Source organism: Mucilaginibacter sp. BGA-UO-ETr-C110, from assembly GCF_059567985.1.
Genome location: NZ_JCAQPB010000002.1, coordinates 636,506 through 649,787 on the forward strand (window position 1 = coordinate 636,506; position 13,282 = coordinate 649,787).

Annotated in this window: 12 protein-coding genes; 11 read left to right on the forward strand and 1 reads right to left on the reverse strand. The window is 41.0% G+C overall.

What is annotated here, in order from left to right:
- Nucleotides 1-103: 103 nt before the first annotated feature.
- The 9 genes from AC57BQ_RS04105 to AC57BQ_RS04145 all read left to right on the forward strand — a co-directional run bounded on the left by AC57BQ_RS04105 (nucleotide 104) and on the right by AC57BQ_RS04145 (nucleotide 10,365).
- Nucleotides 104-2,506: a GumC family protein gene (locus tag AC57BQ_RS04105; protein WP_496405056.1), complete on the forward strand. Its 2,403-nt coding sequence runs from the start codon at nucleotides 104-106 to the stop codon at nucleotides 2,504-2,506.
- 17 nt (nucleotides 2,507-2,523) lie between these two features.
- Nucleotides 2,524-3,885: a lipopolysaccharide biosynthesis protein gene (locus tag AC57BQ_RS04110; protein ID WP_496405057.1), complete on the forward strand. Its 1,362-nt coding sequence runs from the start codon at nucleotides 2,524-2,526 to the stop codon at nucleotides 3,883-3,885.
- 88 nt (nucleotides 3,886-3,973) lie between these two features.
- Nucleotides 3,974-4,561, forward strand: a complete 588-nt coding sequence (locus AC57BQ_RS04115; RefSeq protein ID WP_176851955.1) for an acyltransferase — start codon at nucleotides 3,974-3,976, stop codon at nucleotides 4,559-4,561.
- 13 nt (nucleotides 4,562-4,574) lie between these two features.
- Complete coding sequence (locus tag AC57BQ_RS04120) at nucleotides 4,575-5,840, forward strand: hypothetical protein (protein ID WP_496405058.1); 1,266 nt, start codon at nucleotides 4,575-4,577, stop codon at nucleotides 5,838-5,840.
- Nucleotides 5,841-5,851: 11 nt separating this feature from the next.
- Nucleotides 5,852-6,613 (forward strand): glycosyltransferase family 2 protein, encoded by a 762-nt coding sequence (locus AC57BQ_RS04125; RefSeq protein ID WP_496405059.1) that lies wholly within the window; start codon nucleotides 5,852-5,854, stop codon nucleotides 6,611-6,613.
- Between the two features lie 28 nt (nucleotides 6,614-6,641).
- Entirely contained in the window at nucleotides 6,642-7,943 is a 1,302-nt protein-coding gene (locus tag AC57BQ_RS04130) for a glycosyltransferase (protein ID WP_496405060.1), read from the forward strand.
- A gap of 1 nt (nucleotide 7,944) precedes the next feature.
- Nucleotides 7,945-9,087, forward strand: a complete 1,143-nt coding sequence (locus AC57BQ_RS04135) for a glycosyltransferase family 4 protein (protein WP_496405061.1) — start codon at nucleotides 7,945-7,947, stop codon at nucleotides 9,085-9,087.
- The gene (locus AC57BQ_RS04140; protein WP_496405062.1) at nucleotides 9,071-9,796 is read left to right on the forward strand and encodes an acyltransferase; all 726 of its coding nucleotides are present in this window, start codon (nucleotides 9,071-9,073) and stop codon (nucleotides 9,794-9,796) included. Before AC57BQ_RS04135 ends, AC57BQ_RS04140 begins: the two co-directional genes overlap by 17 nt.
- Nucleotides 9,797-10,092: 296 nt before the next feature.
- On the forward strand, nucleotides 10,093-10,365 hold the full coding sequence (locus tag AC57BQ_RS04145) for a DapH/DapD/GlmU-related protein (protein WP_496409456.1): 273 nt from the start codon (nucleotides 10,093-10,095) through the stop codon (nucleotides 10,363-10,365).
- Here AC57BQ_RS04145 and AC57BQ_RS04150 read toward each other — a convergent pair.
- A complete protein-coding gene (locus AC57BQ_RS04150) occupies nucleotides 10,362-11,030 on the reverse strand; it encodes an acyltransferase (protein WP_496405063.1) in 669 nt (222 codons plus the stop codon). The genes AC57BQ_RS04145 and AC57BQ_RS04150 overlap by 4 nt on opposite strands.
- Nucleotides 11,031-11,298: 268 nt before the next feature.
- Here AC57BQ_RS04150 and AC57BQ_RS04155 point away from each other — a divergent pair, with 268 nt between their 5' ends.
- Together AC57BQ_RS04155 and AC57BQ_RS04160 are read left to right on the forward strand one after the other, a co-directional pair.
- Nucleotides 11,299-12,459: a DUF1972 domain-containing protein gene (locus AC57BQ_RS04155; RefSeq protein ID WP_496405064.1), complete on the forward strand. Its 1,161-nt coding sequence runs from the start codon at nucleotides 11,299-11,301 to the stop codon at nucleotides 12,457-12,459.
- Between the two features lie 4 nt (nucleotides 12,460-12,463).
- Complete coding sequence (locus tag AC57BQ_RS04160; RefSeq protein ID WP_496405065.1) at nucleotides 12,464-13,270, forward strand: polysaccharide biosynthesis/export family protein; 807 nt, start codon at nucleotides 12,464-12,466, stop codon at nucleotides 13,268-13,270.
- Nucleotides 13,271-13,282 lie beyond the last annotated feature (12 nt).

The window sequence follows — 13,282 nt, forward strand, 5'->3', positions numbered from 1 at the left end:
GTATTACTTTACAATTTGATACCTGCTTTTGTATCAATAATTCTTGCAGATTAATAATTAAAAAGAACGCCTTAACACCTTGTACTTATATTAAAAAAAACAGATGGATAACACAGACATTTTGGCCGAAAAACTTGATTTTACATACAAAAAAGAAGAAGGGCCCAGCGATGTAAGAGGGTTAATCGCTTTGTGCCTTAATTATTGGTATGTATTTGCATTAAGCATTATTGCTTGCCTGATAGCCGGATTTGTTTATATACAGTATAGTCCGAATCAATGGAGCATATTAGGGAAAGTAATTGTTGAAGATGAACAGGGTACCCCGGAGAAAGCACTGACCAATGGACTTAACGCCGACCTTGCCTCCTTATTCGACGTAAAGAGCAACGCGGATAATGAGGTTAAAATATTAAAATCAACAAGTCTTATAAACCGTACTGTTGCCAAGCTAAACCTGAATATTCATGTGCTGGATAACAATGGCTGGAAAAGCTTTGAAATACATGAAAATGCGCCGTTCTCGGTATTTGTTGATTATAAAAAGAAAGATATCCGTTTTAGTAAATACAAAATAGCGATACTCAGCAATACAACTTTCCGGATTAAGAACAGTAAAGAGGACCTGGATATTAATGGCGAGTTTGGGAAACCGATTCAGCTTGGTCAGTACGATCTTACCTTAAACAAAACAGACAAGTTTAAACCTTCCGGATATTACAAGTTAAATATCCAATCAAAAAAACAGGCAGCAAAAGATCTGACCGATAACTTAGCTGCCGGGCTTGATGATAAACAAGCCACGGTGATAAATCTGCAACTAAGCTATGAAAACCCGGATCATGGTGAATTGATTTTGCAAACGTTGATGGAGATGTATCTGCAAAGCAACTTATCTAATAAGATACGTAAGGCCGATAGCACCATGAAATTCATCAATGCCCGCCTGTTGGTTGTTGGTGACGAACTGGGTAAAGTTGAAAAAAACCTGGAGCAGTATAAGGTTCAGAATAAAATATCAGATATCAACGCGCAATCAAAAGCGCTTGTTGAAGGAGCTAATCAGTATCAAAGTAAACTGAATGATAACTCGGTACAATTGGCGGTGGTAAATGACCTGTACAAATATGTAAATGATGCTAATAATCCGCAGGTTGTGCCTAGCTCGTTGATAACCAAGGATGTTGCCTTTGGTACCGCCATAAATGCCTATAATGAAATGCTTTTACGGAAAGAGCAGCTTAAGCTAAACCTTACTGATAACAGCACCATCATACAAAACCTTAACCAGCAAATTGAACTGTCCCGCCGATCATTGATGGCGAGCATTAAAAATTATCGTAACAGTTTGGAGGTTTCGCAACAGACATTCAAAAAGCAAAACTCATTTATCGAAAACAAGATATCTGATGCCCCGGTAAAAGAGCGGATTTACCTGGATTACTCCAGGCAGCAAAGCTTAAAACAGGATCTTTATTTATTCCTGTTGCAGAAAAAAGAAGAGACGGCCATCTCTCAAAATGCAACCATGTCAAGCGTACGCATATTGGATGTTGCAGAGAGTAGTGAAAAACCTTTCGCACCGAAACAATCGCTGATATACCTTATCGCTTTGTTTGCAGGTATCTTTTTACCGGCCACAGGCTTAAGTATAAAAGAGATGCTGAATATCAAGATCAATAGTAAGGCTGATATTGAGAAACACACTAGTGTGCCATTGCTGGGTGAAATAAGTCGTAACACCAACCGTAACAAGCTCTTAATATACAATGATTTCCGCTCCATAGTTTCGGAAGAGATCAGGGCGGTACGTACCAATCTGAAATATGTTACGGAGAAAGGAAAGTCGAATGTGATCCTCTTTACCTCGAGCATGAGCGGAGAGGGTAAATCATTTATCTCCCTTAACCTGGGTAATTCCATAGCTATGTCTGGCAAAAAGGTAGTGTTGCTTGAACTTGATTTGCGCAAACCCAGGTTGCTGAAAAACATCGGTGTCGAAAACGATCATGGTTTTACCAATTATGTAATTTCAAACGAAGAGGAAAGTATCGATAATTTGATCAAGCCTTCTACTTTTAATGAAAACTTCTTTTTCATATCATCGGGCCCTATCCCTCCGAATCCGACTGAATTGTTAATGCACGACAGATTGAAAACTCTGATAGAAGAACTGCGAACCAGGTTTGATTATGTGATCATTGATAGCGCCCCGGTAGGACTGGTTTCTGATGCCCTGATCATTGAAGAGTTTGTGGATATCACTTGTTATGTGGTAAGGCAAAACTATACCTACAAATCACAACTGGGAATAGTGAACGATCTGCACAAATCAAAAAAGGCCAAACATCTTTACCTCATTGTAAATGATATTGAGCTTAAAAAGAACAGCATTACCGGTTATGGTCACGGTTACGGTAACTATGGTTACGGCTATGAAAGCATTGAAGATAAAGGGAATGCCCTGACATCAATCTTTAATAAAACAAAACAACCTAACACATAAAATATAGCAGATAATTTATGTTACAGGCTATACAAACTCATGTTCAGCGCTTTTTTACAAAGGGACACGAGCGTTCTTTGAAAACTAAAAAGAATATCATTCAATCGGTTTTGTTGAAGGGAGGCAGTGTGGCAATTTCGTTGTTACTCATCCCGCTTACCATTAAATACATTAACCCAACCCAATATGGTATCTGGCTAACGCTGAGTTCCATTATAACCTGGGCTGGTTTGTTTGATATGGGGCTTGGCAACGGGCTGCGCAATAAACTTGCCGCCATGATATCATTGGGCGATGTTTCGTCGGCAAAAAGTTATGTGAGCTCAACCTACGCGTTGTTGTTTATCATATCAAGCACCATGTTTGTAGTGTTTTATTTTGTTAATCCCTACATCAAATGGCAGCAGATATTAAACGCGCATAATACGCCGGCAGGATACCTGAGCATGATCGTACTGATCGTGTTCGCGTTTTTTTGTTTTCAGTTTGTAATACAACTGATCAATAACGTTTTAACGGCAAATCAGGCCCCGGCCAAAACCGCTTTTTTAAACCTCATGGGGCAAATATTATCGCTTGTAGCGGTACTGTTTTTAATGCGGGTTAAACAGGGCGAATTGCTTGATGTGGTTATTATCATAGCCGGTTTGCCATTAGTAGTATTGGTAGCGGGCAGCATCTGGTACTATAATAGTAGCTATAAGGAGCTTGCGCCGAGCTTTGGGTCGATTAACTTAAAACACGCCAAAGAGTTGCTGGGTGTAGGCGGAGGGTTTTTTATTATACAAATAAACGCCCTGGTGCTTTATGAAACAGACAATATTGTGATCACCCAGTTATTTGGCCCTAAGGAGGTAACTACTTTTAATGTGGCTTACAAGTTGTTTTCGGTGATCCTGATGTTCTTTGTTATTGTGATAACGCCATTTTGGAGCGCTTTTACTGAAGCGTATACCAAAAATGACCTGGAGTGGATCAAAAACGCGGTTGCCAAAATAAATAAACTATGGATAGCCCTTAGCTTTTGTGCTATATGTCTGCTCATCGTATCGCCCTGGTTATATCGCCTGTGGCTGGGGAAAACGATAACAGTACCCATTTTGCTATCCATAGCCATGTGCCTGTATACTATTACCATTATATGGCAAGCCATACATGTACAGCTTTTAAACGGGATAGGTAAAATAAAGCTTCAGTTGTATGTGGGTATTGTTGGTTCCATAGTAAACGTGCCACTATCAGTTTTTTTAGGTAAAAAGATAGGAGTGGCCGGGGTAACACTATCCAATGTTATTTTATTTATCATCATGGGAGTGCTTTTTTCTATACAAACAAAAAAAATAATTAATAAAACGGCTACCGGCATTTTTAATGCCTGATACGGGCCAGGGGTGAAATATTATTATCAGGTTGATCATGTATTATATCAGGAAGTTTTACAGGTTGTTACGGGTGCTCTACTATAAAATGGCACGTCAATACTCGTGGCTGATCAGCAGTTTTAAATTTTATTTGAACGGCGTAAAATATCACCGCGACTTTGTTGGTTTTGGCATCCCCATATTGGACATTAACATGCAGGGAACTTTCTCCATTGGCCGGAGGTTTTGGTTCAATAGCGGTAAATATCATGCCATGGGTGGCCGGCAGCAGCAATGCTACTTTGTGGTGGCCAAAGGCGGTGAATTATCCATTGGCGACAATGTAGGTGTTACCTCGGTAGCTTTTATTTGCCATAATAAAATAAGCATCGGCAATAACGTAAAAATAGGTATCAATACGGTTATCTATGATACCGACTTCCATTCGCTTGACGCACGGATGAGGAACAGTTATCCCGAACGGCTGGATGGTGTGAAAACAAAGCCGGTTATTATTCGTGATGGGGCTTTTATAGGCGGACACAGTACTATTTTAAAAGGGGTAACCATTGGTAAAAACTCCATTGTAGGGGCAGGTTCGGTCGTGTTTGAAGATATCCCGGATGAGCAGGTTTGGGCAGGGAATCCGGCCCGGTACGTGCGCGATAATTTTGTTTATGCAACAACGGCTTAAATAATTAAGAAAAATGATCAATCGTATATATCCACTTTTATTACTGGTGCTTATTATGGCTTCATTTTTTCATATGCAGGCCATAGTGATAGTTATTGCGTTGCTGATCATTTTTATGCCCTTAAAACATCGTTTGGCCGCTGTAAAGGCTGCCCGTGTTTTTGCCATTCTATTACTGCCCGTGTTATTCGCCCTGATAGTTGGTTATGAGAACGACAATTATCTTATCGTAAAAGATTTCTACTACTTCAGTATACCTGTGTTGTTTATACTGTCGGGCATAGTACTGGCCTGCCGGCTTGATATCGAAAAGTTCTTGAAAACGCTGGTTTACGCAGGGCTGATCACATCGGTATTGGTAACAGCTATATCGGTATCATACATGGGGATCAGCGCTTTATTCGATCCATACTCGGCCCACTATGCCATGGGTATTGTAGGTGCTCCCGGCCCGCCAATGGGCTTGGCCTGTTTGCTGTTTACCTGGAAATTTAATATCAGGTTGTTTAAGCCACACTGGTTTAAATTATTTATGGCCGTAAACGCATTTGGAATTTACATGTGTGCCTCCCGTACCTACTTTATCATCATGGTATGTTTTGCCCTGCTCATGGTGGCCGACAAGGTTAAAAAGATCTGGATAATCCCCACTATCTTCTTCATGGTTATGCTGATAGCATTGATACCTACTGATATTTTTCAGGCTACCTCGTCCGAAACCTTTATGAGCAAATTGCTGGGTTCATTTAATGAGCTAAAAATGGGCGATTATAATACCGAGCAGGATATCAATATGAAATACCGTGGCTATGAATCTTTCATGGCGTTGAAGAGTTATATGGAGGGCGATACCAAAGACTGGATATTTGGCGGTTTAGGCAAAACCGTCGATCTGAAAACCTTTGTACGCCTGGGTGAGGATACCGATTTTCAGTTTATCCCGGTTTTGCATAATGGCTGGCTTTATCTGCTGGTAAAAATGGGTATAGCAGGTGTATTTACCTATATCGTAATATTTTTTGGATTGATCATCAAAAACTGGCGAAAGTACGCCGATAGTACGGCCAAACCGGCTATCAGGCTATTCGCTGCTTTGAGTATTGGTTGCATATTTAGCCTGCTGCTTACCAATTATATTGTTACCGCGTTATTTAATGCCGAAATGTGTATTGTGATGATAACATTGGGCTATAGTTACCTCAATTTCAACTCGCTGGTTTTTAAGCAGGAACAACGTGAAAAAGAAAAAGTGCGGGCCTATCAGTTTGAAGCCGCTTAATGGATATAAAAATGGAAACACATTTAAATACCCCAAAAGTTACCATTATTACGGTTGTATATAATGCGGTTGCTACTATTGAAGATACCATCCTGAGCGTGATCAATCAAACCTATCACAATATCGAATATATTATTGTTGATGGTGGCTCAACCGATGGTACTTTAAAAGTGATCAATATGTACAAGGAGCGGGTAAGCCGCTTCATCAGTGAGCCCGATAAAGGTATAGCTGATGGCTTTAATAAGGGTATAGCCATGGCTACCGGCTATTGGATAGGGATGATCAATGCTGATGATTGGTATGCCCTTGATGCGGTGGAAGTGATGATGAACAGGGGCGCGGCGAAGGATGATGTACGTTGCGGTAACATTATGCTGATAGGTAAAAATGGATTTGAGCGTGAAAAAAAGAGCAAAGTAGACTGGTTGAATTTTGGTATGTACATCATGCATCCCACCTGTTTTATCCGAAAAGAAGTTTACCAAAAAACAGGGAAGTATGATACCAGCCTGAAAATAGCGATGGACTTTGATATGTTCCTACGGATAAAATATAATGGTTTTGAAATTGCCCATATTGATGAAACCGTAGCTTATATGCGTATGGATGGGGTAAGTAACGATACCGTGAAAATGCACCATGAAGAACTTGCCGTAATGCGCCGGCACTTAAAAGGCCTCAATTATTTCAACTCCTGGTTGTTTAATTATTTGAACCGCTTGCGCTGGAAATATTTTTACAAAGATCCGCTAAGAACACAATTAAACTGAGATAAGCGAGAAACCTGATACCCCTGTCATGAAAAAAAAGATACTTATATCGGCTTATGCAATATCTCCTTTTAGAGGTTCTGAGTATGGTGCGGCCTGGAATACGGTAACCCATCTGGCCAGTCAGCATGAGGTATGGGTGCTTTATGGTATGTCTGATAATTTTATGGGCGATACTCAAACCATGAAAAAATACGTGGAAGAAACGCCTTTGGCTTCGGTGCAATTTATCGAGGTACAGCCTAGGCGTTTGGCCAAAGCCATCACCCTGTTAGATAAAGCCGGCCTGGGCTGGTTCTTCTACTTTGCCTACTATTTGTGGCAAAAAAAGGCCTTAAGTGTCGCCCGCGAAGTTTTAAAAACCGTTGATATTGATGTAGTGCACCAGTTAGGGCCTATCGGCTACCGCGAGCCCGGCTTTTTATGGAAGCTGAATAAACCAACAGTTTGGGGGCCAATAGGCGGCATGAACATCATCAACCCAGAGTTGCTGAAAGGGAAACCTTTTTCAACTCGATTGAAATTCAAGGTTAAAAACGCCATCAACCATATTCAGCTAAATTATTCAAGGCGCATCAGGGAAGCATTTTTGCAGGCTGATGTACTGGTGGCAGCCACATCTGCCGGGCAGCAAACCATTCGCGAAAAATTTGGAGTGGAAAGTTATTATCTATCCGAACAAGGCATCGTTAGCCATACTTTTTTGGATGAATCAAAGTTTGATCACATTAACCAGCAGGTTCAGCTGGTGTGGTCTGGCACGCTTATCGAACGTAAAAACTTCAGCATGTGTCTTGATGTACTGGCAAAAGTTAAACAGAATAACTGGAAGTTGCACGTATTGGGCAATGGTCCGCTGAAAGAAAAATTACAGCAAAAGGCAGCCGAGCTAAAATTAACCGATCATCTGGTATGGCATGGCCACATACCCCGGCCGGATGCTATCCGTGTGATGTCGGGGGCTCATCTGCACATCATCACCAGTATGGCCGAAGATAACCCGGCTGTGATATTTGAGGCTTTAACTTATGGTGTACCCACGTTGACTATGGATCATTGCGGTATGGGTAACGTGATCTGTAATAAATGCGGCATCAAAATAAAACTGGATGTCTACGATACTATCGTCAATAATATGAGCGCTGCCCTGGAGGATGTGCTTGTAAATCCGCATAAACTAGTTGATCTGGCGCAAACTACACTGGCGTGTGCTGCTGATCATAGCTGGGATAACAGGTTGGCCAAACTGAACAGTATGTATGAAGAGGCTATTCTGGTACGTGAAAAACGTTATAATTCATCCCCTACACTAACCCCATTAACTGCCTGATATGCTTGCCAACCGTCAACATAAAACAATCAAATTAGGTATTGATGCCAAGTGGTTTTTCAAAGGGCCGCCGAGTGGCAACATGGTGGTGAAAAATCTGGTGAACGAGATGGTGAATAACCCCAATGATCAGTTTCAGCTTTATCTGCTCATTACCCGCGATTGTAAAAAACAGGCACTCGCGTATTTTCCTGCATCCGTAAAACTTATTTTTTTACCGGTTATCCCAAATATGTTATCTAACATGTTGCTGGTGCCTTTAATAGCCCGGGTATATGGGCTGCAGGCGGTGCTGTTTCAAAATTTCAGTAGCCTTTGGAACAACAAATTATGCAAAATAGTTTACATACATGATGTTTTGTTTTTGGATTATCCGCAGTATTATTCGGGTTCGGAGATCGCGTATTTCAGTAAAATGAAACGCTTAGCTGCCAAGGCCGATATGATCATCACCATATCAAATTCTGAAAAGGAGCGGCTGGTTAAAAATAATGTTGCCGGCGAAAACAGGATAGCCGTTGTTTACCACGGCATTAACCATGCTTTTAAAACATTAGCTAACTATGCCGATGACAGTGTAAGCGCTTTCATGCATAAGTATAATCTGCCCGCCAAATACCTGTTATACGTAGGTCGTGTTAATATCCGCAAAAATATATTTCACCTGGTTAGCGCCCTGAACCTGCTGGATGATAAATCCATTAAACTGGTGGTTGCCGGCGAGTTAGGCAGCGATATCAATTTACTGAAAGATCATATCCAGGCCGAAGGTGTTTCGCACCGGGTGATATTCACCGGGCATGTACCCGAAGAAGATCTGTATTTGATCTATGCCAATGCCACCGTTTTCTGCTTCCCCTCATTTGCTGAAGGATTTGGTCTGCCTCCACTGGAGGCCATGCAATGCGGGGTGCCGGTTGTAGTATCGCGGCGCACCGCTATGCCCGAGGTTTGCGGAGATGCGGCTATATATATTGATCCCGATCATCCCGAAGATATTGCCGAAAAGATAAATTTTTTGCTAAACGATACAGTGTTGTACCAGAAAAAGGTGTTGGAAGGGATTGATCATGCTAAGAAATTCTCCTGGCAACTATCGGCAAATGGAATATTAAAATTAATAGGCGATGCATACATTAATTGAAAAGGTAATACGCAAGCTTAAAAATAACCCCGATTATAAGTTCGAGAACGATTATAGTTTGAGGGAGCTGTCGGTTATTTTATGGGGCAGGGGCCGACAATTATCCCGTGGTGTATGGAAGCGGATGTTTTTTAAAAGCTCAGATGGCTTGGTATTCATAGGTTCGCATGTAAATATCAAGCATCCCTACCTGTTTTCCGCGGGTAAAAACCTCATTATCGAAGATCATGTTTATATCAATGCCTTATCGTCCGAAGGTATCCGGATCAAAAATAATGTTTCTATTGCCCGTAATTGTACGCTGATCTGCACCGGTGTCATCGCTCAAAAAGGTAAAGGGATCATTGTGGGTAATTGCAGCGGTATTAACGCGGGTACTTATTTAGGCGGTCAGGGAGGTATTGAAATTGGCGATAATGTGATCATTGGCCCCGGGGTTAAAATATTTTCAGAGAACCACAACTTTTCTGATTTTAACATCAATATCAAGGATCAGGGTGTAACCCGGAATGGTGTTTTTATTCATGACAATTGCTGGATAGGTGCCGGTGTAACTATATTAGCCGGTGTAACCATAGGCGAAGGTTGCGTAATAGCCGCCGGTAGTATTGTTACCAAAACGGTGGCGCCCCATTCGGTAGTGGCCGGGGTGCCCGCTAAAGTTTTAAAGAAACGCGGCGAGTTGCTTAGCCAGGAAGTACCTGTATAAATCATAACTCCTAAATCAAAATTATGCCCGCAAATAATATGGCAAAACTCAAAGGCTCGGTATTGTACATGGTATGTGGCATCATAGGCTGGCTACCGTTCCATACGCTAAGGATATTTTTGCTACGCATGTTAAAAGCTAAAATAAGCTGGAAGGTTGGCTTGTACAGGAGCTTTGAAGTAAGAAGTCCATGGAAATTGAGTATTGGGGCTGGTACTATAGTGGGGCACAACGCTTTGCTGGATGCGCGTATGGGTTTAACTATCGGTAATAATGTGAACATCAGCAATGAGGTGATGATTTGGACCCTTCATCACGACTATAATAGTCCCGATTTTGCGCAGACAGGGCAACCGGTAGTAATTGAAGATTATGTTTGGTTATGTTCGCGTACCGTTATTTTGCCGGGTGTTACCATTGGTAAAGGTGCTGTGGTTGCCGCTGGCGCGGTAGTTACCCGCAATGTGCAACCCTATACTGTGGTTGGTGGCGTACCTGCCAAACCTATAGCCAAACGCAATGAAAATCTTACTTACGATTTAAGCGACGCGGTTTTACCCATTATTTAATACCACCATTTAATTCCGGTTTTCAATACGCGCATTGGGTTACCGCCAAAAATGGAATTTTCGCCGCTCAATGGTTTGGTTACCATGGAGTTGGCTGCTACCACACTGCCCGATGGTATTACCGCCCCTTTCAATATGGTGCATTTACAACCCACCCAAACATTATCGCCAATGATGATCTCTTTTGGATGGTTAAATACTTCGCCGGTTGCTTCGTCGGCAATATGATGAAAATCGGTATCCATCACCAGTGATTCCCATGATATACCACTGTGATTGCCAATCACTATTTTTTTGGCAGCAACAATAGCGCATTCGGTGCTCATGTTAAAATCGTCGCCAAAAATGAGCTCAGCGTTTTTAAAAACGTTGATTTTGCAGCCGTGCATAATAAAAGCTCTGCCATTAAAAACAACATCGCCGTCTACCTCCCATACCGCTCTTGATCTTTTAAAGTCGGTAATTCCAATAGCGCCATAACCAATCTGTATCAAAGCGGTTCTGATAGGCGCATTGATAATTACCCTGCCTTTTGTTTTGTGCAGGAACACGTTACGTGATATCAATACCGGGAATTTGATGGCGGTTTTAAAAGGGAAATATCTGAAGTTAAAAATGATGCTCTTTAAATTGATCCTCCTCAGGAATTTGAATGCTTTGATCATTATTAATTATTATTTAGGGGCGTAATACATATAAGTATAATAATTTTTTGTTGGAAAATATAATGTTTTTTTATAATCAGCCCTACTTTCCTGTTTATTTTGTTCACTCATGTTTTTAACATCCTGTTTGTTCACATAGCTTATAAACGAAGCTTTTGCCTGTGTTTCTACGTATAATTATACATGGTTCGATCAGAAGAAATATACTGATGACCAGAGCCCTAAAATATTGATCAATTATTGATTAAAATATTAAATATATATTATTATGCGTATAGCTATCATTGGGACCAGGGGTATTCCGAACCATTACGGCGGTTTTGAACAATGCGCTGAATACTTGGCTGCGGGCTTGGTCAAAAAGGGTTATGAGGTAGTTGTTTATAATTCTCATAACCATCCGTACCAGGAAAAAACCTGGAATTCTGTCGAGATATGCCACTGTTACGACCCGGAGTTCAAACTGGGAACAGCGGGTCAGTTTTTATACGACTATAACTGCATAAAAGATTTAAAGAAAAAAAAGTTTGACATTATTCTTCAATTGGGATATACCAGCAGCTCCGTATGGGGTTGGCTTTTACCCAGAAACTCCGTGGTTACTACCAATATGGACGGGCTGGAATGGAAAAGGTCAAAATACTCCAAACCTGTTCAGTCGTTTTTAAGATTTGCCGAAAAACTGGCCGTACGCTACAGCGATCATTTGATAGCTGATTCTGTAGAGATCCAAAGATACATTGAGAACAAGTACAATAAAAAATCGACCTATATAGCTTATGGGGCCGATATATTTGACCAACCCGATCCCTCGGTATTGGATGAGTTTAAATTGACAGCCAACCAATACGACATGCTGGTTGCCCGCATGGAGCCAGAGAATAGTATCGAAACCATTCTAGATGGAGTAGTTAAGGCTGATACCAACCGTGAGTTTTTAGTGGTGGGTAGTACAGATAATGATTTTGGTACTTATTTAAAAGCTAAATTTGCTTATTATCATAATATTAAATTCTGTGGTGGTATATATAATATGAGTAAACTCAATAATTTGAGATATTATTCTAACTTATATTTTCATGGTCATACTGTGGGCGGTACCAATCCATCGCTGTTAGAGGCTATGGCATCAAACAGTCTCATCTGCTCAAATGATAATAAATTTAACCGTGCCATTCTGGAAAACGATGCCCTGTATTTTACAGATACCGATGATGTTGTGTTCCACCTGCTTACCGGTAACAAAAGCGAGGCTCGCTTTATCCAGTTAATGGAGAACAACAAACAAAAAATAACAGAGCTTTATACCTGCGACAAGATCATCGATTTATATGCAGATCATTTTGAATCGATCCTGGCAGAACGCGGGAAAGTTTATCAACCCAAAACGGTTAATCCTGAAGTATCATTCCTTTTAGAAAATTTATAGATCAATGCGAATTAATAGATTACTAAGCTATTTACCGGTACTTTTTGCGGTAAGCGCCCTTACTATGCTTTTGGGTTCATGTTCATACAAACAGAACCAGGCCTATTTTGAACAAAACTCCAAAGCCCAGGCCGCCCCTGTGAAAATGGACGATTACAAGATCGCCGAGTATAAAATTAAGGCTGGCGATATTTTGCGGGTCCGGAATTTGCAGAGCATTAAATTAATTACCGACGAGGCCAGCGCCGCTAGCAGTACAGATCAGGCATCATCCGGAGGTAGTACCCAGGCATTGGATTATCAGGTTGAAAGCGATGGTACTATTGCTCTACCGGTAATAGGACGAGTACAGGTAGCGGGTTTATCAAGACTGGAAACATCAAATAAACTGGACGATCTGTACCGGAAAAATGTGCTTAAAAATCCAATTATAGAGGTGAAGGTGATCAATTTGAAGGCTACATTGGTAGGGGAAGTAAAAAGACCGGGCAATTACCCCTTACTGAAAGATGAAACCACCCTGATGGAAATACTGGGCGAAGCAGGCGGACTTACCGAAAAAGGTAACGAAAAAAAGGTGAGGATAGTGAGGGGCGGAGGGTTGCAAAGTAAACAGATTATTGAGGTTGACCTTGATGATGTGGCTTCTTTATCAAATCCCGAAACCATTATCCAAAATCAGGATATCATTTATGTGGAACAAAACAGGCGCGCTATACGTAATGATAAATTACAGAACATTACCACCATTGCCCAACCGGCTTTGCTTTTATTGAATACGGCTTTAATTATTCTTACACTTAGAAAATAAGTTAGCCCTACA

Bases quoted from the DNA above. Each gene is read 5' to 3' on its own strand.
- AC57BQ_RS04105 (WP_496405056.1), top strand. From the start codon at position 104: ATGGATAACACAGACATTTTGGCCGAAAAACTTGATTTTACATACAAA.
- AC57BQ_RS04110 (WP_496405057.1), top strand. From the start codon at position 2,524: ATGTTACAGGCTATACAAACTCATGTTCAGCGCTTTTTTACAAAGGGA.
- AC57BQ_RS04115 (WP_176851955.1), top strand. From the start codon at position 3,974: ATGGCACGTCAATACTCGTGGCTGATCAGCAGTTTTAAATTTTATTTG.
- AC57BQ_RS04120 (WP_496405058.1), top strand. From the start codon at position 4,575: ATGATCAATCGTATATATCCACTTTTATTACTGGTGCTTATTATGGCT.
- AC57BQ_RS04125 (WP_496405059.1), top strand. From the start codon at position 5,852: ATGGAAACACATTTAAATACCCCAAAAGTTACCATTATTACGGTTGTA.
- AC57BQ_RS04130 (WP_496405060.1), top strand. From the start codon at position 6,642: ATGAAAAAAAAGATACTTATATCGGCTTATGCAATATCTCCTTTTAGA.
- AC57BQ_RS04135 (WP_496405061.1), top strand. From the start codon at position 7,945: ATGCTTGCCAACCGTCAACATAAAACAATCAAATTAGGTATTGATGCC.
- AC57BQ_RS04140 (WP_496405062.1), top strand. From the start codon at position 9,071: ATGCATACATTAATTGAAAAGGTAATACGCAAGCTTAAAAATAACCCC.
- AC57BQ_RS04145 (WP_496409456.1), top strand. From the start codon at position 10,093: ATGATTTGGACCCTTCATCACGACTATAATAGTCCCGATTTTGCGCAG.
- AC57BQ_RS04150 (WP_496405063.1), bottom strand. From the start codon at position 11,030: ATGATCAAAGCATTCAAATTCCTGAGGAGGATCAATTTAAAGAGCATC.
- AC57BQ_RS04155 (WP_496405064.1), top strand. From the start codon at position 11,299: ATGCGTATAGCTATCATTGGGACCAGGGGTATTCCGAACCATTACGGC.
- AC57BQ_RS04160 (WP_496405065.1), top strand. From the start codon at position 12,464: ATGCGAATTAATAGATTACTAAGCTATTTACCGGTACTTTTTGCGGTA.